Here is a 20,697-nt window from a genome sequence, read left to right as displayed (position 1 = left end):
TTCAGTATATTAAACAGTTGTTCAACGGTCTAGCAAGACCTGTCGCCGACTTGTCGCGCATCACGGTTTGCCGCCCGTGTACCGGGCTATCGTCGAGACATGACTAGCGGCACGGCAACGACGGCGGACCACCTACGCGCGGCACTCGACGGCCCTTGGGCGGCCGTCCGGGACGAAGCCAGGACCCTGCTGTCCGGCGAGGAGTTCACCGCCGATCCCTACCAGGACTACAAGGCAGCCCGGGCGCGTGTGCTCGAGCAGATGAAGGCGATCTCCACGATGGGGTTCGCCGAGCGCGGCTTCCGCCGGGAGAACGGCGGTACCAGTGAGCCGGGCGCGGCGGTGGTCGGCCTGGAGATGCTCGCGTACGCGGATCTGTCGTTGTGGGTGAAATCGGGCGTGCAGTGGGGTCTTTTCGGCGGCGCCGTGGAGAATCTCGGCACCGAACGGCACCGGGAGTTCATCGAGCGCTTGATCTCGCTGGATCTGCTCGGCTGCTTCGCGATGACCGAGTCCGGGCACGGCAGCGACGTCGCGAACCTGGAGACCACGGCGACCTACGACCCGCAGACCCAAGAGTTCGTGGTGCACTCGCCGACGCCGTCGGCGCGCAAGGACTACATCGGGGGCGCGGCCGAACACGCCAGGATGGCCGCGGTCTTCGCGCAGCTGATCACGCAGGGCGAGAACAAGGGCGTGCATTGCCTGCTGGTGCCCATCCGCGACGAGAACGGCGCCGACCTGCCCGGCGTGACCACTTATGACGACGGCCTCAAGGGCGGCCTGCCCGGCGTGGACAACGGGCGCATCGTCTTCGATCACGTGCGCGTGCCCCGGGAGAACCTGCTCAACCGCTACGCCGACGTCGCCCCCGACGGCACCTACAGCTCCGAAATCGACAACCCCAGCCGCCGGTTCTTCACCACGCTCGGCACCCTGGTGCGCGGCCGGGTGAGCGTCGGCGGCGCCGCGGCGGCGGGCGCGCGCGTCGCCTTGAGCATCGCGGTGCGCTACGCGCTGCTGCGCCGCCAGTTCTCCGACCCGGACACCGGGGTGGAAACCGTGCTGCTGGACTACCGCAGCCACCAGCGCCGTCTGCTGCCGCTGGTCGCGAAGTCGTATGCGCTCGCGTTCGCGCAGAACGACCTGGTGCGGCGGATGCACCTGGTGCAGACCGGCCAGAATCTCGAGCCGGGCGCACAGCGCGCACTGGAGAAGCGCGCGGCAGGCCTCAAGGTCGCGCAGACCAACCACGCCACCCGCGCCATCCAGGAGTGCCGCGAAGCGTGCGGCGGCGCGGGTTATCTCACGGAGAATCGGCTGGTGACCTTGAAGGCCGACACCGACGTGTTCACCACCTTCGAAGGTGACAACGTGGTGCTCACCCAGTTGGTGGCCAAGGAACTGCTCACCGCCTACGCCGACGAGGTGCGCGACCTGGACGCCCTGGGCTGGGTGCGCTTCGCCGCGACCATGGCCGGTGACGTGGTGCGCAAGCGTTCGGGCGTGCGCCAGCTGATCCAGACCCTCCGTGACCGCGGCGACGATTCCATCGATGAGGGCGATCTGTCCCGCCGGGCGGTGCAACTGCAATTGTTCGCCGACCGCGAGGACTACCTGGTCCGCACCGCGGCGCACCGGCTGCGCGCCAGGGCCGAGGAGACCGGCCCGTTCGAGGCGTTCAACAATGCCCAAGACCACATCCTGGCAGCGGGCTCGGCGCACATCGACCGGCTGGTGCTGGAGGCGTTCATCGAGGGGATCTCCGACATCGAGGACCCGGCCGCGCGTGAACTCGCCGACTGGATGTGCGACCTGTTCGTCTACTCCACCATCGAGGAGAACCAGGCCTGGTACATCATGCACCGGTTCATGTCGGTGGACCGGGCGAAGACGGTGCGCCGCGGCGTCAACGAACTGGTCGACCGGCTGCGTCCGCACGCTTCGACCCTGGTCGAGGCCATGGGCGTGCCGGAGCGGATGCTGCGCGCGGCCATGCTCGACGACGCGAGCGTCTTCCAGCGGGACCAGCCGATCTCGGCGTCGTCCTAGCGGCCGGGCGGTCGCACCCGTCGGCGGCCGCTCAGCCCGGTCCGTACGCCGTGAGCGCGGTGACCACGAACCACACGATCCAGACGAAGGCGACGATCATGCCGATGGCCAGGACGGTGCGCATCACCGCGCGCCCGAAGTCGAGGTCGCCGGACTCGCGTGGATACAGCTTCCACGGGCTGTACCAGGGCGCCCGGATGACGAATGCGGACGCCTGCGCTTCCCGCTCGGCCTGCGCGAGTTCCTCCGCGTAGGCCTCGGCCTGCGCCTGGTTGGGCCCACCGTGCCAGAGCGTGATGTCGATCGGGCCGAGAAAGCCCTCGTTGAGCAGTTCCTGCGGCGCGGGCAGGTAGGGCAGGATGCCGAGACCGCGGAACGCGACGGCGACGTCGTTGGCCGTCCAGAGGAACTTCTCCTCCGTGGCGAGCGAGTCGAAGTAGTGCCGCAGCCGGCCCGGGTCGTCGCCGATGATCACGTCGAAACTCGGATCGGCCCACCGCTGTTCGAGTCGCAACTGGGCGCCCGACAGCGGGACGAGCAGCGCGACGCCGTGCACGACCCGCTGCCCGAGGCCGCGGGCAGCCAGCCATTCCTGCAACGCGAAAGTGTGCTCGCGGGATTTGTCCAGCGGCGTGCTGCGGTCGCGGCTCTCCATCGCCACCGGCTCGCCGTTGATCGTCCACTCGCCGTTGAGCGGGACCTCCAGCACGCCATCCTGGCGGGCGACCAGTGCATCGGCCTCGATCACCACGCAGCTGGTCGGGGTCCAGACCACGGCGTCGAATTGGTGCAGCCGATCCTTGTGGAACAAGCTGCAGGTGATCGTCGCGACACCGTGCGGACTCCCGGGGTCCTTCCAGGTGCGCAGCCAATCGATCAGCACCCGCTCGGCATTGGTACCTGCGGCGTTCTGGACTCGCACGAGCATTGGCGGCCACCCTTCACGTCGACACTCGACAGTGGACAGGATACGAGGTGCCGCAACGGATTCGCCGCGCCCGTGCCGACGGACGGCGTGTCGGGCGCGAGGCACTGCGGCCGGGCTACTCCGGTTCCTCGGCGGCGATCCGGCCCGCACGCACGGCCCCGGCCAGTTCGGCGTGGTCGGCTTCGGTGCGGTCGGCGTAACGCACCGCGAACGCGGCGACCGCGTCGTCGAAGCGTTCGTCGCCGTCCAGATATCCCGACAGCAAGCGCGGATCCAGCGACCGGGAATGGGCCCTGGCCAGCAGCGCGCCCGCCAGCCGCCCGTAGTCGTCGAGGTCGTCCGCGGGCAACTCGGCGGGATCGATGCCGCCCTTCATATTGCGGAATTGCCGGACGATGAACGGCATTTCGACGCCGTCGCCGACCGGGTCGAGGGACGTCCACCCGAGCAGGAGATCCGACTCGGACTGAACAAGCCTGGCGCCTCGCACGATTCGCTCACCCTCGTGCCGTACGGCGGCCGTCGGCAGGAACGGGGCGAGCGCCGCTGCCGCGGCCTGCTTCACTTGCAGGACCAGCGCCTCGCCGTCGTTGCCGTGCAGCAGCGCGAGATAGCTGCGCAGCCCGACGCTGCCGGTCCCGACGATCCGGAACGCGATGTCGGACACGGCGAACCGGGCCAGGAGATTGCGCCGCGACTCGGGCAAGGTGTCGGCATAGCGCTCCAGCCCGCCGATCACCGCCTCCGCGACGCGCTCGTCCACCGCGGTCAGAATCGGCGGATCGCTGACGAAGCGGTGCTTGCGGATACCGGTCTGGTGGTCCTCGAGGTGCTCGGTCCACTTGGCCACCACCTTGGCGCTGGTGTTCTTGCGCGCCTTCTTGGCCGCCTTCTTGAAGTCGTCGAGCAGGTCGTCGGCCTCGGCCCTGGCGAGCACCGACTCGTCGGGCAGCGCGGACCAGGACGCCATGAACGGCATCGCGGCCAGATCCGCCACGGCCAGGCGGTAAGAACGGGCGGCGTCGCGCGCGGCGGTGCGGCACTCGTCCTCGTCGGCGCCCGCCTCCCGCCCGGCCAGTACCAGGCTGGCCGCGAGGCGCTCCAGATCCCACTCCCACGGACCGGGCACAGTCTCGTCGAAATCATTGATGTCCATGATGATCTCGCCGCGCGCGGTGCCGTACAGGCCGAAGTTGGCCGCGTGCGCGTCACCGCACAGCTGGGCGGTGAGCCCACTGTCCGGGCCACCTGCCAGATCGGCCGCCATCAACCCCGCCGCGCCCCGATAGAAGGTGAACGGCGAGGCGATCATCCGCCCGATCCGCAGCGGTATGAGGTGCTCCAGCCTGCCCGCATTGCTCATCGCGACGAAATCGAACACGCTCGGACGCCGTACTCCGGTGGCCGCCCGATCCCTTGCGCTGACCGGAACCCGCTCACGCAACGCGCGTCCGCGGGCGCGCACCTCCTCCGCGGGCACGTAGGAGCGCAGATCGATACCACTGTCTGACACAACGGATCACGCTAGCCTCCAGCGACCGTTCATGCCGCGTGGTGTCGGCCTCACTTCACCTGGGTACGGGGCGACGCGGGCTCGATCGGCAACCGCAGCGCGCCCGGCGCCTCGGCGGGCACCGCCGGTCGCGCCGGCGGCACCGGAGCGATCCGCCGGTAGGCCGACCCCAGTTCCGGCCGCGGGTCGGGTTCGTCGCGGTTGGGCCAGAACGCCATCGCGCGCTCGGCTTGCGCGGTGATCGTCAGCGACGGGTTCACGCCGAGATTGGCGGTCACCGCCGAGCCGTCCGCCACGTGCAGGCCGGGATGACCGTAGACCCGCTGGTACGGGTCGACCACGCCGCTGCGCGGGCTCTCGCCGATCACGCATCCGCCGATGTAGTGGGCCGTGGCCGGGATGTCGAACACGTCCATGATCAGCCCGTGGGTGTCGCCGTCGACCTTGGCGCCGAACCGTCTGCCGATGTCGTGGGCCAGGGGGATCCAGGTCGGGTTCGGCTCGCCGGTGCCCTGCCTGGTGCGCAGCCGCCCGCGCCGGCGGAACGAGGTCAGCGAGTTGTCCAGCGACTGCATGATCAGCAGGATCACCGACTTCTCCGAGGCGTGCCGTGCGTTCAGGCTGCGCAGGAACACCAGCGGGTGCAGCAGGATCGCCAGCAGGAAGCGCAGGAAGCGGAACGCGCCGCCGTCCACGATCGGCACCGACATCGGGAACAGCGCGTTCTGACCCTTGCCGTAGTGACACACCTCGACGTGGGTGTCGGGCTCCGGGTGGATCGATGAGGTGATCGCGATGCCCTCGGCGAAGTCGCGGCGGGCGCGGCTGACCACGTTGAGGATGGCCTCGGAGTTGCTCCGGGTCAGTTCGCCGAGCCGGGGCGACAGGTGCGGCAGCACGCCGTCGTCCCGCATCTCGAGCAGCAGCTTCTGGGTGCCGAGCGCGGCGCCGGCGAACACCACCTGCTCGGCGGTGAAGGTTCTGCGCTGCTTGCGGATCCAGCGGCCGGACCGCTCGGTGTCGACGGCGTATCCGCCGCCGGGCAGCGGCCGCACGGCGGTGGCCGTGGTCAGCGGGTGAACCTGCGCACCGGCCTGTTCGGCCAGGTAGAGATAGTTCGTGGTGGTGGTGTTCTTGGCGTTGTGCGGGCACCCGGTGAAGCAGCGCGCGCAGTGCACGCAGCCGTTGCGGCGGGGACCCGCGCCGCCGAAGTAGGGATCGTCGACCTCCGTGCCCGGATCGCTCTCGTTGAAGAACACGCCGACATCGGTCGGATGGTAGGTGTCGGCCACACCGAGGTCCTCGGCGATCTCCCGGATCACCTCGTCGGCCGGGGTCGTGCGCGGGTTGGGCGCGACGCCGAGCATGCGCTTGGCCTGGTCGTAGTACGGCGCCAGTTCCGCGCGCCAGTCGGTGATGTGCGCCCACTGCCGGTCGGTGTAGAAGTTCGGCAGGGGCTCGTACAGCGTGTTCCCGTAGATCAGCGAGCCGCCGCCGACCCCGGCGCCGGAGAACACGGCGCACTTGCCGAGCAGACTGATCCGCTGCGGACCGGTGAGGCCCAGGCGCGGCGCCCAGATCGATTTGCGCACATTCCAGTTCGTGCGCGGGATGTCCTCGGCGTTCCATCGGCGGCCTGCCTCGAGCACCCCGACGCGGTAACCCTTCTCGGTGAGCCGCAGGGCGCTGACGCTGCCGCCGAAGCCGGAGCCGATCACCACCACGTCGTAGTCGAATGCGGACATGACTTCCTCTCGCTCACCGGCCACATAGTGAGAAATATTCCAAATCATTCTGTCACCGTCGCGCTGTGGCGGGAACCATCCTCGCACGGGCATGCCGCGTCGATATCCGGAAAATTCGGCCCGCGAAGATGGCGAGGAACGGGGTCGGTGGGGTATGCACGGGGCGTGACAACCGAATCGGGCACAGCCCAACCGGAGGAACGCGCCGCCGACGGCGGAGTGCGGGGAGTCTTCGCCGACCGCATCCTGACCGTGCCGAACGTGCTGAGCGTGCTGCGCCTGTTGGGCGTCCCGCTGTTCCTGTGGTTGCTGCTGATCGAGCGGGCCGATGGCTGGGCGTTCGCCCTGCTGGTCGTCAGCGGCGTCACCGACTTCCTGGACGGCAAACTCGCCCGGCTGCTGGGGCAGTCCTCACGGCTGGGAGCACTGCTGGATCCGTTCGTCGACCGGCTCTATCTGGTCGCCACGCTGGCGGCTTTCGTGATCCGCGGCCTGATCCCGTGGTGGGTCGCGGCGATCCTGGTCGGCCGCGACCTCGTGCTGACCGCGACGTTGTCGGTGTACAAGCGCCGCGACCTGCCCCCGCCGGAGGTGATCTACCTGGGCAAGGCGGCCACCTTCGCGCTGATGTCCGCGCTGCCCTGGCTGCTGGCGGGGCAGATGGACTGGGCTGCCGCCGGTTTCGGGCGCGCCTTCGGCGGGGCACTACTGATCTGGGGCACCGCGGTCTACGTCTGGACCGGCGTGCTGTACACCGGCAAAGCCATCGCGGTCGCAAGAGCGATACCGGCTGTGGGGCATCGGACGGCGTAGCCGATAGAGTTTGCGTGCAACGTTCAAACGAAAGGACGGCCTGTGACCCAGACCCCCGAGGATCTGCGCTACACCGAGGAGCACGAGTGGGTACGCCGGATCGCCCCGACCCGGGTGCGGGTGGGCATCACCGACTACGCCCAGTCTCAACTCGGTGACGTTGTGTTCGTGCAGCTGCCCGAGGCGGACGCGGAGGTGGTCGCCGCGGACAGCATCGCGGAGGTGGAGTCGACCAAGAGCGTGTCCGACATCTACGCGCCGCTGAGCGCGAAAGTCGTTGCGGTGAACGACTTGCTGAACTCGGAGCCGGAGACGTTGAACGCCGATCCCTACGGTGACGGATGGCTGTTCGAGTTGGAGGTGGGCGATGCGGCGAGTCTCGACGCGACGCTCGGTGAACTGCTGGATGCCGCAGGTTATCAAGGAGTTATCGGGGGCTGAAGCAGCCTTCCCAGTTCTACCTGCACGGGTGCGGCCCGGCAGGGTACGGTCAATGCCAACAGATGCACCCGGCGGCTGTGCCGGGAATCTAGTGACTCGACGGCAGGTCGTGGTACCAGAGGTATCACCTGCTTGCAGGGATAATCAGGTTCGAGGAGGAGAGAAACGGTGAGCGAGAACAAAGACCCGGGTTACGGGGAGACCGCGGCCGAGACGACGTCGGTCTTCCGCGCGGATTTCCTGAACGAGGTCGACGCGTCGCGCTCCGGAGAGCCGACCGGCGAACAGCCGGTCCAAGGGGTCGAGGGTCTGCCCGTGGGCGCGGCCCTTCTGGTCGTCAAGCGCGGCCCGAACGCGGGCTCGCGGTTCCTGCTGGATCAGCCGACCACGTCGGCGGGGCGCCACCCCGACAGTGACATCTTTCTCGACGACGTCACCGTCAGCCGTCGGCACGCCGAGTTCCGTCAGGATGACGATTCCTTCCAGGTCGTCGACGTGGGCAGCCTGAACGGCACGTATGTGAACCGGGAGCCGGTGGACTCCTCCGAACTGCAGAACGGTGACGAGGTCCAGATCGGCAAGTTCCGGCTGGTGTTCCTCACCGGACCGCGCGCCCAGGTGACCGACTCGTCGGCGGGCGCGGGGAGTCTATGACGGCGTCGGTGCCGGGTCGCGCACTCATGAAAGGCTCGGAGTCATGAAGGACCTGGCGCTGTGACCGGTGCGGCGCAGTGGGCACGCGGAGGGATGTCGATCGGCTCCGTGCTCGACCTGCTGCGCCCCGACTTTCCCGACGTCACCATCTCCAAGATCCGCTTCCTGGAAGCGGAGGGCCTGATCCGGCCGGAGCGGACGCCTTCGGGCTACCGCAGGTTCTCCGTGGCGGATGTGGAACGGCTCCGGTTCGTATTGACCGCGCAGCGCGATCAATACCTCCCGCTGAAGGTGATCAAGGAGCAGCTCGAGGCAATCGATAGCGGTGCGGCGACGCTCGGTGTGCGGGAAGCCCGCGCCCGAGCGCACTCCGTCCGCCCTGGTGCGCCGGAGTCCGGGCGCGGCACGCCCGATGCGGAACCGGCCGTGGGTGCTTCCGAACGTGGCGTGCGCCCGGTGGCCGCGCCTCGTAGGCTCGGCGTCGTGCCGAGCGAGATCTCCCCGGATGATCTGCGGTTCGATCACGAAATCCGGGTCACCCGGGCCGATCTGCTCGACCAGGCCGGGATCGAGGAGAAGTTCCTGGGCGACCTCATCCGGGCCAATCTGATCACACCCGGCCCGGCGGGGTACTTCGACGCGGACGCGGTCACGCTGGCCAAGACCGCGCGGGCGATGGCCGAATTCGGTTTGGAGGCACGGCATCTGCGTGCGTTCAAGCTTGCCGCCGACCGGGAGGCCGCGCTCGTGGCGCAGATCGTCGCCCCGATCGCGAAGAGCCGGGACGCGGGTGCGCGCGCCCGCGCGGAAGAGACGGTGCGTGAACTGGCCGCGCTGTCGCTGACCCTGCACACCTGTCTGGTCAAGTCCTCGGTCCGGGGCTCGCTCGGGGGCTGACCCCCCGAGGGGCCACGGTCCGTAGGTTCCGGCGAACGGACACCCTGATTTCTGCTGTGCAGACGGATCGCTGGACCGGTGCGGGTTCGCCTAGACTCGTGGTACGGCGAGCTCTGCGGCGGTCATGCCGGGCCGGCGGCGAGTATGGGAGGCAGTGCGATGAGCGAAATGCGCGTGATCGGCATCCGTGTCGAGCAGCCACAGAACCAGCCCGTGCTGTTGCTCCGCGAAGTGGCGGGCGACCGGTATCTGCCGATCTGGATCGGGCAAGCCGAGGCGACGGCGATCGTCCTCGAGCAGGAGGGGGTGACCCCGATCCGCCCGCTGACCCACGACCTGATCAAGATCCTGATCACCGAGCTGGGGCACACATTGAAGGAAGTGCGGATCGTCGATCTGCAGGAGGGCACCTTCTACGCGGATCTCGTCTTCGAGAACGATCTGCGGATTTCGGCGCGGCCATCGGATTCGATTGCGATCGCCTTGCGGGTGGGTTGCCCGATCCATGCCGAGGAGTCGGTTCTCGAGGAAGCCGGTCTCGTCATGCCGGACGAGCGCGAGGACGAGGTGGAGAAGTTCAAGGAATTCCTGGAGTCGGTGTCTCCCGACGACTTCAAGGCGACCGATAGCTGAAGTAGAGGTCGAGACTTTCCCCGCGCGTCGCGTTTGGCTCGATGACGCCGCGGGCTGGACAATCGTGGGGAGTAATCTCGACAGTTGGGCCACGACCGTTTCGGCCGAATCCGCACCGATTCGGTCGGTGACGGCGCCGGGTCATCGATGAGGCTGGGAATGCGTCGGCGAAGCAAGGGAGTGGTCAGTGGCAGAGCAATCGCAGGATGTGGTACAGCCAGGACTGTTCCCCGACGACTCGGTACCTGACGACATGGTCGGCTATCGCGTTCCCAGTGCGTGTCAGGTAGCCGGAATCACCTACCGGCAGCTCGACTACTGGGCGCGCACCGGTTTGGTGGTGCCTTCCATCCGGAGCGCCGCGGGTTCGGGCAGCCAGCGGCTGTACTCGTTCAAGGACATCCTGGTCCTGAAGATCGTCAAGCGGCTGCTCGACGCGGGCATCTCGCTGCAGAACATCCGGATCGCCGTCGATCATCTGCGCAGCCGCGGCGTGCAGGACCTGGCGGGAATCACCCTCTTCTCCGACGGCACCTCGGTGTACGAGTGCACGTCGGCCGAGGAGGTCGTCGATTTACTGCAGGGCGGGCAGGGTGTGTTCGGGATCGCCGTGAGCGGCGCCATGCGCGAGCTGACCGGCGCCATCGCGAACTTCCCCGCGGAGCGCGCGTCGGCGATCACCGAGCGTCCGGAGGACGAGCTGTCGTTCCGTCGTAAGGCGCGGATGAACCGCAAGACGGGCTAGGATTCGCACAACGCTTTCACGGCCGGGCAAGGCGTGCAGCCTCCCCGGCCGTGGTGCGTGACAGCGCCGTCGGTGGCGGGCAAGGGCCGGGGCGGCAGCGAGAGGGGGCGCGGTGCAGGCACGCGATATCACCGGGCTCGTCGGGCCGATCGAGCGGATCGACGCGTTTCCGACCGTCGACGAACTGAATGCCTTCGCCGACACTCTCGCGGCCGGTCATCCGGACCGGATCTCGATCACCGAGCTAGGACGTTCGCGCGGCGGTGACCCGATTCGGGAGGTGACGGTCGGATCCGGCGACCGGCATATCTTGGTCTTCGGCAATCCGCATCCGAACGAGCCCATCGGCATGGCCACGATTCGCCATCTGCTCGGCCGGATGGCCGCGGACGAGACGGTGACCGTGGGCGCCACGTGGCATTTCCTGCTGTGCGTAGATCCGGACGGAACGCGGTTGAACGAGGGGTGGTTCGCCGGACCGCACACCAGAACCGGCGTCGCCCGCGGCTTCTACCGGCCGCCCGCGGCCGAACAACCGGAATGGTGTTTCCCCACCGAATGGCGCGGCCGGCGCGTCGGGGTGCCGCTGCCGGAGACGCAGGCGATGATGGCGCTGATCGACCGCACGCGGCCCGCGCTGATCGCCTCCCTGCACAACGCGGAGTTCGGCGGCGGCTTCTTCTACACCTCTGGCGGTGATCCCGGGTACTGGTCGGCGTTGACCGCAGGCCTCTCCGCCGCCGGCGTGCCGATCTACCAGGGCGAACCCGACGCGCCGGGCGCCCGCACGCTCGCTCCGGGAGTCTTCGAGCTGCCGCTGTTCGAGGCGATGGCGGATCTGCTCGCGGCCCAGGGCCTCGACTCGGTCACCGCGCTGGGCGGGGGCGGCTGCCGGGACTACGCCGCGCGCTACGGCACGGCGATCCTGGTCTGCGAGTTGCCGCTCTGGGTGGACTCGCGGATCGGCGACGGTTCGGCGGGCGACCGAGTGCTGGGCGACCTGCTCGACGCTACCGCCGCCGACTACCGGGCTATGGCCGAGGTCGCCTCCGAGGTGCTCGCTCGCGTCGACGGCACATTGAGCGGTCGCAGTCCGTTCGAACGGTCGGTGCGTGCGCTGGTCGCCGGGCTGCCGGGTCTCGCCGTGAGCAGACAGTCGGTGCCGCAACGAAATCGGATCGCGACCCGGGGGGAGATCTTCGTCGAGCAGTACGACTGGACCGCGATGCTGCGCCTGCGGCTGGGCGGCATGCTGCTGCGCCTGCTGGAGGACGAATACGCGCTCGGCGGCGGTACGGCGCTGGCCGCCGAGCGCGACCGGTTCGCCGCGGTATTCGATCAATGGTGCACCGACGTGGAGCAGAACGCACCCGGTGTCGCGGTGCCGTTGGCCCGTCTGGTGGGCATCCAAGCGAAGTCGATCGTGCTGGCGGCTGCGCGGCTGCGCGCCGGACTCGCCATCTGACGGGTGATGCCCGCTCGGTCCCCCGAGTGACCAGAACGACACGGTGCGCGCGGGGTCCGGTGGCGCGCTCCGGCGTGTCGTCGGCTTAGACTGACGGTGCGTCGCCGCCGTGCGGGAGAGCCTCGGTCCGGAAACGAGTCCGAGCGCCGAAGGAGCAGCACCTCCCCGTCAATCTCTCAGGCAAAAAGGACCGTGCGGGCTTCGACGCCTCTGGAAAGCGGCGGCTTCGAGCCGCCCGCCCATGGGGAAAGGGTCTCGGCCACCGGTCGCGGGACCCGAATCTCTCAGGCGCCACGACAGAGGGGGAGGGCCGGTACCCGTCGACCGCCTGGTCGACCCCGCCCGACCTTGGGAGCTGTTGTGACTCGCTCGTTCGCCGACCGCCATATCGGACCCGACCGGGAGGAACTGGCCCGGATCCTGGACGTCGTCGGCGTGTCGTCGCTGGACGAGCTGGCTGCCGTCGCGCTGCCCGCGAGCATCCTGGACGGCGACGGCCTGGCCGGGCTGCCCGCGGCGGGCTCCGAGCACGAGGTGCTCGCCGAACTCGCCGAGCTCGCCGGGACCAACACCGTGGCCACCTCGATGATCGGGCTGGGTTACTACGACACGCTGACCCCGCCGGTGCTGGTGCGCAATCTGCTGGAGAATCCGGCCTGGTACACCGCCTACACGCCCTATCAACCCGAGATCAGCCAGGGCAGGCTCGAGGCGCTGCTCAACTTCCAGACCATGGTGTCGGAGCTGACCGGCATGGACGTCGCCAACGCGTCGATGCTGGACGAGGCCACCGCGGCCGCCGAGGCCATGACACTGCTGCGCCGGGCGGGCCGATCGAAGTCTGCACGCCTGATCATCGACCGCGACCTGTTCCCGCAGACCAGAACGGTGCTCTACACCCGGGCCGAGCCGCTGGGCCTGGAGATCGTGGAGGCGGACCTGTCCGCCGGAGAGCTGCCCGACGGAGAGTTCTTCGGTGTGCTGGCGCAGACTCCCGGGGCTTCCGGTCGCGTCGTGGACCTGACCGAGTTGATCGCCGCGGCACACGATCGGGGCGCGTTGGTCGCGGTCGGGGCCGATCTGCTGGCGATGACGCTGATCACGCCGCCCGGTGAGCAGGGCGCCGACGTATGCTTCGGCACCACCCAGCGCTTCGGTGTCCCGCTCGGTTTCGGCGGCCCGCACGCCGGATACCTCGCGGTGCGGCAAGCGCAGGCCCGCCAGCTGCCCGGCCGCCTGGTCGGCGTCTCGGTGGACGCGGACGGCGCCGTCGCCTACCGGCTCGCCTTACAGACCCGCGAGCAGCACATCCGCAGGGAGAAGGCGACCTCCAACATCTGCACAGCGCAGGTGCTGCTGGCCGTCGTGGCCGCGATGTACGCCTCCTACCACGGTGCCGAAGGGCTGCGGGCGATCGCCCGCCGGGTGCACGCGCACGCCGCGGCGATCGCGGCCGGGCTGGACGGCGCGGTGGTGCACGACAGCTTCTTCGACACGGTGCTCGCGCACGTGCCCGGCGGCGCGGAAGCCGTTGTGGCGAAAGCGAAGTCGCGCGGCATCAATCTGCGCCTGGTGGACGCCGACCACGTCGGCATCGCCTGCGACGAGGCGACCACCGACGCGCATGTCGCGGCCGTGCTCGAATCCTTCGGCACCGCGGTGTCGTCCGAGCCGGGGGCGCCCGCGCCGGTCGCGGCGATCGAGAGCCGGACCTCGGAGTTCCTGGCGCACGCCGCGTTCACGAAGTACCGGACCGAGACGGCGATGCTGCGGTATCTGCGCGCACTGTCCGACAAAGACATCGCGTTGGACCGCAGCATGATTCCGCTCGGCTCCTGCACCATGAAGCTCAACGCCACCGCGGAGATGGAGGCCATCACCTGGCCCGGTTTCGCGCGCGTGCATCCCTACGCGCCGGTCGAGGACGCGCCCGGCCTGCTGCGGGTGGTGGCGGACCTGGAACGGTGGCTGTCGGACATCACCGGCTACGACTCGGTGAGCTTGCAGCCGAACGCGGGCAGCCAGGGCGAGTACGCGGGGCTGCTGGCGATCCGGCGCTACCACCTCGATCGCGGCGACACCCACCGCGACACCTGTCTCATCCCGTCCAGCGCGCACGGCACCAACGCGGCGTCGGCGGCCATGGCCGGGCTGCGCGTGGAGGTGGTGAAGTGTCGCGCCAACGGCGACGTCGACCTCGACGACCTGCGCGCCAAGATCGCCGATCACGCCGATCGCCTGGCCTGCATCATGATCACCTACCCGTCCACGCACGGCGTCTACGAGCACGAGGTCGCCGAATTGTGCGCGCTGGTGCACGACGCGGGCGGTCAGGTCTACGTGGACGGCGCGAACCTGAACGCCCTGGTCGGCCTCGCCCGGCCGGGCCGGTTCGGCGGCGACGTGAGCCACCTGAATCTGCACAAGACGTTCTGCATCCCGCACGGCGGCGGCGGTCCCGGCGTCGGTCCGGTCGCGGTGCGCGCGCACCTGGCGCGGTATCTGCCCGGCGACCCGCTGGAAGCGGGGTCGCACGCGGTGTCGGCCGCGAAGTACGGCTCCGCCTCCATTCTGCCGATCACCTGGGCCTACATCCGCATGATGGGCGCCGATGGGCTGCGCCGCGCCACGCTGTCGGCGATCGCTTCGGCCAACTACATCGCGCGGCGGCTGGACGAGTACTTCCCGGTGCTCTACACCGGCGAGCGCGGCATGGTGGCGCACGAGTGCATCCTGGACCTGCGCGAGATCACCAAGCGAACCGGCGTCACCGTCGACGATGTGGCAAAACGCTTGGCGGACTATGGGTTCCACGCGCCGACCATGAGCTTTCCGGTGGCCGGTACGTTGATGGTGGAGCCCACCGAGAGCGAGAACCTCGCCGAGCTGGACGATTTCATCGAGGCGATGATCGCGATCCGCGCGGAGATCGCCCAGGTCGCCGCGGGCGTGTGGCCGGTGACCGACAACCCGCTGCGTGGGGCGCCGCACACCGCGGCGTCGCTGGTGGGGGAGTGGGAACACCCCTACAGCCGGGAAGTCGCCGTGTATCCCCGAGGTCTCGGGCATGCCAGGGCGAAGGTGTGGCCGCCGGTGCGCCGGATCGACGGCGCCTATGGCGACCGGAACCTGGTTTGCGCCTGTCCACCGCTGGAGGCGTACGCGGACTGACCGCCGGTCCGGTCGCGTATCGACCTCACCGCGTGGCGGCCACTTTTGCATAGGTGTTCGCCAGGTCCGGCCAACCACCCGGACTACCCACGGCGTCGTGCATGGACTCCCAGCCCGGTCCGTGCTTATCGAAACCGGAGTGCACCAGCGTGACGGCGGTGCGGTCGGGAGCGACCGCCGAGAAGGTGACATCGACGCGGCTGGCCCGCTCCGGATCGGTTTCGTGCTTCCAGTCCAGGCCGATCGCCCAGGAGAACGCGAAGTGGGTCGGCGGCTGCCACACCAGCACGGTGCCCCATGGACATTCGGTGCCGTCGTCCTCGCGACCGAGGCAACGGCCGCCCACGCGCGGCTCGATCACCTCCTCGGCGAGCCGGCCCGCGCCGATATGGTGCTCGCGCGGCCACCAGCTGTCGATGCCGGTGGTGAACACGTCGTAGGCGGTCTCGATGGGTGCGTCGACGACGAGTTCGACGCGTACGTCCTTGTCGCTGGCCTGCTGTGTCATGACTGCTCCTGGTCGGTAGCTGGTTCTTCGGCGGCCCTCCGGCCTGCTTCGTCCTGGAAAGCCGACATCGCGGTGGTCCAGAACCGCGTGAAGTACACGCGCAGCGCGTCGATACCGGTGGGATTCAAGCGGTACACCCGGCGGGTGCCGACCGCCTCGTGGGTCACCAATCCGGCCTGTTCCAGCACCCTGAGGTGCTGCGATACCGCGGGCCTGCTCACCGGCAGATCCGCGGCCAGCTGCCCTACCGCGCACGGCCCCTTGCCGAGGCGCTCGAAGATCGCCCGCCTCGTCGGGTCACCCAGCGCGGACAGCGCCGCATCTCGGTAAGTCCCCACGAACCGTAAGTTTAGACTTACCAATAGCGGCTGTCTATAGTGCGAGGCGGCAGTTCTGTCTTCGCGCGGGCGGCGCGCTACGGCGTGGTGAGCGCCTGGACGACCGCGGAGCCGAAACCGATGTCGTCGGAGGTGGCCAGGCGGGTGTAGTTCCCGCCGGTCTGCCGCGCCAGGGCCTGGAGGGTCTGGGTGCCGCTGCCGCCGACCACGATGACGTCGACGCGCACCGGCCGGGTGCGGTCGGTCGCCGCGGCGATGTCCGCGGCCAGTTGGGTGCCGGTGACCGTGGAATCGTCGTCGGGTCCGTCGGTGATCAGCAGCACCGAATTGGTGCGGCCCGGCGTGGACCCGGCGACGGCGCTCTTGTACGCCGCGATCAGCGACGGGTAAGCCTGATCCGACCGGCTCTCGCTCGGGCGCACCGCGGTCAGCGCGGTGCCGATCTTCGTGCGCTGGTCGGTGGTCAGCGGGGCGGTGGCGGCGGCCACCCGGTACGGAGTAGTGCCGTCGAGGTTCTTGCCGAAGGTCCACACGCCGAGTCCGAACTCCGGCGGCATGACCGTCATCGTGGAATTCAGCGCGGCCAGAACGTTCGCCAGACGCGTCGTGGCGCCCTCCGCCGTCCCCATCGACGCCGACACGTCGACCAGGACGGTGGAGCGCACGCCGAGTACCGGATTCGCCAGCGTGGCGCGGACCTTGTCGAGCGCGCCACGGGGCGGGACGGCGGCCGCGGTCTGCGGCGCGGCGGCGAATCCCGCCGTGACGAAGGCCTGCGCCTGCTCGGGCTTGCGTAGATAGTCGGTGAACCGTCCGGCGATGAGATTCTGCGTCTTGTCCACCCACGCGCCGGACATCAACGCGGCCGGGTAATCGGCCACGAGTGCGGACCCGGCGGGGCGGAACGCCACGACGCCGGGCAGACCCTTCAGTTGCTGCTCGGTAGCGGCTATCGCGTGCATGGGCGCGTCCTGCGCCGTGAGCTCGGTCAGCGCGGCCGTGGTGTCGGACGCCTCGGGAGCGTCGGCGGCGAGCCCGGAGATCGCGGCGACCACCTGACCGGACTGCGCCGCCTGCTCGCTGAGCGGCTCCGCGCCCGAGACCGCGGAGCCGACCGCCGTGGCCGCGGCGAGCGTGGCGTCACCCGCGGGCAGGGCCATCCGTAGCCCGCCCCATCCGTTCAGGCCGACATCGGCGAGCGAGCCCTGCTGCAGCCGCGGCAGGTCGGCCCAGGACACGTCGGCCTGCTCCAGCGCGCGACGCAGGTCCTCGGGCATCGCGAGCACGATCGGGCTGGTGGCGATGGGTACCGGCGTGCCCTCGATCAGGCCGGGCACCCGCATGGACTCGATGGAACGGGTCGAATCGGCGATCCACAGCGCCGGCTGCGGGCCGAGCGCCTTGTCCCATGGCTTGCCGCTGGTGAACGCGGCGACGACGGCCGCGGACGGCTGTGCGGTCACCTCGACCCGCGCGCAGTGGTCGCGTACTTTCGGCCGGGTGGCGTTGTAGCTGTCCGCGGCGGCCCGCACCTGCGCGGCGATGCCGGGATCGGCCGTCACGGAGAGTGTCGCGGGCCCCTCGACGCATTCGGCCGCCGCCGCACTGTCCTGGTTCGCCGCGCGATCGCGCAGCTGGAACCAGACGACGACGATCGCGGCCAGTAACGCAACGACGACCACTGCGATAACCGGACCTTTGCTGACGCCCCGGGATCTGGTTGCGCTGCGATGAGTGCCCACGCGGTCAGTGTATGGTCAGCGGCGCCGAACGAAGTCGGCGAGGCTCCCCGATACCGGCGCGGGTGCGCGCGGTCGTGTTGGCCCGCCGCCGTGCCGCACGGCACGACGGCGGGACCGCTCAGTGGCGGATCACCCGTCCGCGGTCGAACTCGTGCCCGCCCCAGACGCCGGATTGCCCGGTGCGCGCGGCGAAGTCACCGCAGGCATCCCGGATCGGGCAGCGCGCGCAGACTTCCCGGGCGTAGTCGAAGTCCTGTGACGGGTACGGGAACCAGGCTTCGTGGTTCGGGTCGCCGCGGCAGGCCGCCCGGTGCCACCCTCGGGAATCCGAGAGCGGGAGCAGGTCGGCCAGGGTCGGCTCCGCGACGGCGGTGGTCTCGGCGCTCGTCATCGCGATCTTCTCCTTTCTCGGCTCGTGGTCAGGTCGCGGCGAGTTGCTTCCAGATCCGGCGCTGCTGCCGGATCCGATGGGTAGGGGCCTTCGGCTCCCAGAGCAGGCGCATGCCCGCCTCCTCCGGGGTGCGGTCCGCCTTGGCCGTGTTGCACGGCGCGCAGCAGGCCACGAGGTTGCCCCAGGTGTTCGGGCCGCCCCTCGACCGCGGCCGGATGTGGTCCACGGTGCGCGCCCACCCGGCGCAGTAGCCGCACCGGTTCCGGTCGCGACGCAGCACGCCCGCCAGGGTTGCCCTGCTCTCGTCGTGCACCAGCACGGCGTGCTCGAGGTAGACGTAGCGCAGCAATCGAATGGTCTGTGGCAGAGCGATTTCCACGTGCCGTGACCGGATCGGGAAGTGCGGCCTGCGGTCGGCCACGGTCTCCGCGGCGCCGGCGACCAGCAGCACGACGGCCCGGTCGGCCTTGATCTCGTCGAGCGCCTCGTAGGAGGCGTTCAGGACGAGTACCCCGCTGTGTATCCAGTTGTCTGCGGTTGTCGCCGCCTGATCGGCGGCACGGCGGAACGTCATGGGAATCACCATGTTTCGTGCGGATTCGAGCGAAGGAGGAGAGCGATGCGGCGATCAGCCGAGGATCTGGAGGCGGCTGTCGACCGGTTCGCCGCGCCGTGCGCGCAACGGCCTGCCGATCGCGTCGCCCGCGGCCGACGATCGCGCCGCGAGGGTATTCATTCGCTTCGTCGTCTCCGGAATCACTGCCGCCCCTCCTCTCCACTGCTCGGCGGCCACCTCGAGGTGGTGGCCGGTGTCGAAACACATGGTGGCACAGCGCACCCGCCGTTGTCGGGTCATTTTTTGGGCGGTGCTACGGAGGGTGATCCGGCGGTCAGGCCGGTCGCAGTTCGGCGGCGCCGAAGGAGACGTTGAACCGGTCGCACCAGATCGCGACGCTGGTCAACCGGGCCAGGTCGGCGTCGGCGGGGATGGGGTAGTTCTGGTTGCCCTGGTTGCCTTTGAGCCTGCCCAGGTCGGTGTGACTGCCGTCGTCGAAGACGAACCACCCGTCGCGGCCTTCGCGCACCGGCGCGTCGGTGAGCCAGACGTGCAGGTCGGGGCCGTCGGAGGTGTCGAGGTCTTCCAGTCTCAGCACTCTGCTGCCGTCGGCCAGTCGCAGGACCGCGACGGTGCCCGCGGTGGCGTGCTCGTGCGAGATGAACCTGCCCCGGGCGATGGTGCGCGGCTGGGCTTCGGTCCCGCCCGGACCCGGCGCCGGGGATGCCGACGGTGCGGCCTCCTGCACGGTGGTGTCGGTGAACAGCCGCCATGGCTGGAAAACGGCCAGTCCCGCGCCCAGCCCCACGATCAGCAACGCCACGACGGCCCAGGTGATCGGCGATCGAGCGATGCCCCGTGCGGACGCCATGGATTCTCCTCGGAGTGTTCAGGGAAACTCGCCCCCATCCGATTATGGGGGCGAGCGGGGGGTGGCGTCGACGGAAGAACGTCATCCGATCGGGGAGTGTCCGAGCAGGACGTGGCCCGTGAAGTGGGTCTGCTTGGCCCGCGGCAGCGGGTGGAACAGGCAGCCGTGCACGTCGCGGTAGCGCATCTCCAGCTCGCAGTCGCGCGAATAGCCGAGTCCGCCAACGGTTTCGATGGCCAGGCGCACGGTGTGCACGAGTGCGTCCGCCGCGGCGGTCTTACGGCTGAGCGTCCGGCTCGCGTACTGATCGGTGTTGGCGAAGTGCAGGTTCTCCGATCCGGTGAACATGGCGTCGACGAGGTCGCCCGCGGTGGTGTGCGCGGTGGCCATCTCGCCGGCCAATTGGACGGTCGGCGCGTCGGCCCGCCCGGCGGCGAGCGTGGTCGCGATATCGACCGCGCCGTCGGCGATACCGAGGTAGGCCGCCATGACCAGCGGCATCGCCGCGCCGATCACGACGTTCAGCAACGGCGGCCACACCGATGCCGGGCGGGTCAGCGATACCGCCGCGTCGGGCACGAACACATCGTCGAGCACCACGGTGTGCGAACCGCTCGCCCGTAAACCCAAAGTGTCCCAGGTCTTCTCGATCCGTACGCCGTCGGCGGTGAACGGGATGGCGCAGTGCAGCACCTGCGGGCCGTCGGGTGCGTCATCCCAGCGCACGCTGGTCACCAGGACGGTGCCCGCCTCGCATCCGCTGGCAGGCGCTTTGCGCGCGTGCACCCGGTAGCCGCCGTCGACCCGCTCGGCGCGGCCGTTGGAGCCGACCCAGTCCGATGCTCCGGTGCTGACCAGGATCGCACCCGCGACCACCTTGGCGAACAGTGGTGCGGCATCGATGCCGTGGTTGTGCCGCCACACCTGGGCGGCGACCAGGTGGGTGTGCATCGCGAAGGCGACCGCGGTGGAGGGGTCGTGGCGGCCCAGCTCGCGCAGGATCGCGCCCATCTCGCGGTGGGTGACCCCGCCGCCGCCGAACTCGGCGGGGACGAGCGCCGCGGACAGTCCGCTCTCGCGCAGGAGATCGAACGCGGCGAGAGAGATCTCGCCGGAGTGGTCGCGGGCGGCGACCTCGGGATGAAGAGCCTCGCCGACGCGGCGTGCGCTGGCGATCCAGTCGGTTGTGGTGTCGGTGGGGGCAGGAGCTGTAGTGGTCATGTTTCGAAGTTAG

The 20,697-nt window shown here is 69.4% G+C and carries 20 protein-coding genes and 1 riboswitch; of the genes, 9 read left to right on the top strand and 11 right to left on the bottom strand.

Annotated elements, in window-relative coordinates:
* Positions 1–99: 99 nt before the first annotated feature.
* Positions 100–2,052 carry an acyl-CoA dehydrogenase gene (locus ACIHAX_RS34845; protein WP_364436680.1) on the top strand — a complete coding sequence of 651 codons (1,953 nt, stop codon included), beginning with the start codon at positions 100–102 and terminating at the stop codon, positions 2,050–2,052.
* Positions 2,053–2,083: 31 nt separating this feature from the next.
* Here the strand turns inward: ACIHAX_RS34845 and ACIHAX_RS34840 are convergent, their stop codons facing one another.
* The 3 genes from ACIHAX_RS34840 to ACIHAX_RS34830 form a co-directional block, all read right to left on the bottom strand.
* Positions 2,084–2,980 carry a nuclease-related domain-containing protein gene (locus ACIHAX_RS34840; protein ID WP_364436677.1) on the bottom strand — a complete coding sequence of 299 codons (897 nt, stop codon included), beginning with the start codon at positions 2,978–2,980 and terminating at the stop codon, positions 2,084–2,086.
* Between the two features lie 115 nt (positions 2,981–3,095).
* Positions 3,096–4,493, bottom strand: coding sequence for a DUF2252 domain-containing protein (locus ACIHAX_RS34835; protein ID WP_397281864.1), 1,398 nt, complete (start codon positions 4,491–4,493; stop codon positions 3,096–3,098).
* A 50-nt stretch (positions 4,494–4,543) separates the two neighbouring features.
* On the bottom strand, positions 4,544–6,238 hold the full coding sequence (locus tag ACIHAX_RS34830; RefSeq protein WP_355078502.1) for a GMC family oxidoreductase: 1,695 nt from the start codon (positions 6,236–6,238) through the stop codon (positions 4,544–4,546).
* A 219-nt stretch (positions 6,239–6,457) separates the two neighbouring features.
* Between ACIHAX_RS34830 and ACIHAX_RS34825 the strand changes: the two genes are divergently transcribed.
* The 8 genes from ACIHAX_RS34825 to gcvP all read left to right on the top strand — a co-directional run bounded on the left by ACIHAX_RS34825 (position 6,458) and on the right by gcvP (position 15,057).
* Complete coding sequence (locus tag ACIHAX_RS34825) at positions 6,458–7,051, top strand: CDP-alcohol phosphatidyltransferase family protein (protein WP_355078550.1); 594 nt, start codon at positions 6,458–6,460, stop codon at positions 7,049–7,051.
* A 42-nt stretch (positions 7,052–7,093) separates the two neighbouring features.
* Positions 7,094–7,492, top strand: a complete 399-nt coding sequence (gene gcvH / locus ACIHAX_RS34820; RefSeq protein ID WP_355078501.1) for a glycine cleavage system protein GcvH — start codon at positions 7,094–7,096, stop codon at positions 7,490–7,492.
* A 168-nt stretch (positions 7,493–7,660) separates the two neighbouring features.
* Positions 7,661–8,146: an FHA domain-containing protein gene (locus ACIHAX_RS34815; protein ID WP_043690204.1), complete on the top strand. Its 486-nt coding sequence runs from the start codon at positions 7,661–7,663 to the stop codon at positions 8,144–8,146.
* Between the two features lie 93 nt (positions 8,147–8,239).
* Positions 8,240–9,043, top strand: coding sequence for a MerR family transcriptional regulator (locus ACIHAX_RS34810; RefSeq protein ID WP_364436709.1), 804 nt, complete (start codon positions 8,240–8,242; stop codon positions 9,041–9,043).
* 159 nt (positions 9,044–9,202) lie between these two features.
* Positions 9,203–9,676, top strand: coding sequence for a bifunctional nuclease family protein (locus tag ACIHAX_RS34805; protein ID WP_039797829.1), 474 nt, complete (start codon positions 9,203–9,205; stop codon positions 9,674–9,676).
* 187 nt (positions 9,677–9,863) lie between these two features.
* Positions 9,864–10,421, top strand: a complete 558-nt coding sequence (locus tag ACIHAX_RS34800; RefSeq protein WP_067811025.1) for a MerR family transcriptional regulator — start codon at positions 9,864–9,866, stop codon at positions 10,419–10,421.
* Positions 10,422–10,533: 112 nt separating this feature from the next.
* Positions 10,534–11,886 (top strand): M14 family zinc carboxypeptidase, encoded by a 1,353-nt coding sequence (locus tag ACIHAX_RS34795; RefSeq protein ID WP_397281862.1) that lies wholly within the window; start codon positions 10,534–10,536, stop codon positions 11,884–11,886.
* A 102-nt stretch (positions 11,887–11,988) separates the two neighbouring features.
* Positions 11,989–12,089, top strand: a riboswitch (glycine riboswitch).
* 157 nt (positions 12,090–12,246) lie between these two features.
* On the top strand, positions 12,247–15,057 hold the full coding sequence (gene gcvP / locus ACIHAX_RS34790) for an aminomethyl-transferring glycine dehydrogenase (protein WP_397281860.1): 2,811 nt from the start codon (positions 12,247–12,249) through the stop codon (positions 15,055–15,057).
* 25 nt (positions 15,058–15,082) lie between these two features.
* Here gcvP and ACIHAX_RS34785 read toward each other — a convergent pair whose 3' ends face one another.
* The 8 genes from ACIHAX_RS34785 to ACIHAX_RS34750 all read right to left on the bottom strand — a co-directional run bounded on the left by ACIHAX_RS34785 (position 15,083) and on the right by ACIHAX_RS34750 (position 20,684).
* Positions 15,083–15,565, bottom strand: a complete 483-nt coding sequence (locus ACIHAX_RS34785) for an SRPBCC family protein (protein ID WP_356968600.1) — start codon at positions 15,563–15,565, stop codon at positions 15,083–15,085.
* Entirely contained in the window at positions 15,562–15,903 is a 342-nt protein-coding gene (locus ACIHAX_RS34780; protein ID WP_364436657.1) for a metalloregulator ArsR/SmtB family transcription factor, read from the bottom strand. The genes ACIHAX_RS34785 and ACIHAX_RS34780 overlap by 4 nt, the downstream gene beginning before the upstream one ends.
* Positions 15,904–15,980: 77 nt before the next feature.
* Positions 15,981–17,585 carry a VWA domain-containing protein gene (locus ACIHAX_RS34775; RefSeq protein ID WP_397281856.1) on the bottom strand — a complete coding sequence of 535 codons (1,605 nt, stop codon included), beginning with the start codon at positions 17,583–17,585 and terminating at the stop codon, positions 15,981–15,983.
* 178 nt (positions 17,586–17,763) lie between these two features.
* Positions 17,764–18,036, bottom strand: coding sequence for a WhiB family transcriptional regulator (locus tag ACIHAX_RS34770; protein ID WP_355078495.1), 273 nt, complete (start codon positions 18,034–18,036; stop codon positions 17,764–17,766).
* 28 nt (positions 18,037–18,064) lie between these two features.
* Positions 18,065–18,610: an HNH endonuclease gene (locus ACIHAX_RS34765; RefSeq protein WP_356968594.1), complete on the bottom strand. Its 546-nt coding sequence runs from the start codon at positions 18,608–18,610 to the stop codon at positions 18,065–18,067.
* 54 nt (positions 18,611–18,664) lie between these two features.
* A complete protein-coding gene (locus tag ACIHAX_RS34760; RefSeq protein WP_355078493.1) occupies positions 18,665–18,892 on the bottom strand; it encodes a hypothetical protein in 228 nt (75 codons plus the stop codon).
* A gap of 34 nt (positions 18,893–18,926) precedes the next feature.
* Entirely contained in the window at positions 18,927–19,463 is a 537-nt protein-coding gene (locus ACIHAX_RS34755; RefSeq protein ID WP_355078492.1) for a DM13 domain-containing protein, read from the bottom strand.
* A gap of 81 nt (positions 19,464–19,544) precedes the next feature.
* The gene (locus ACIHAX_RS34750; RefSeq protein ID WP_397281851.1) at positions 19,545–20,684 is read right to left on the bottom strand and encodes an acyl-CoA dehydrogenase family protein; all 1,140 of its coding nucleotides are present in this window, start codon (positions 20,682–20,684) and stop codon (positions 19,545–19,547) included.
* Between the last annotated feature and the right edge of the window lie 13 nt (positions 20,685–20,697).

This window comes from Nocardia sp. NPDC051929 (assembly GCF_044548645.1).
Classification (GTDB): domain Bacteria; phylum Actinomycetota; class Actinomycetes; order Mycobacteriales; family Mycobacteriaceae; genus Nocardia; species Nocardia sichangensis.
Note: the sequence above shows the minus strand (reverse complement) of the source record. Positions and strands in the feature narration are given on the sequence as shown.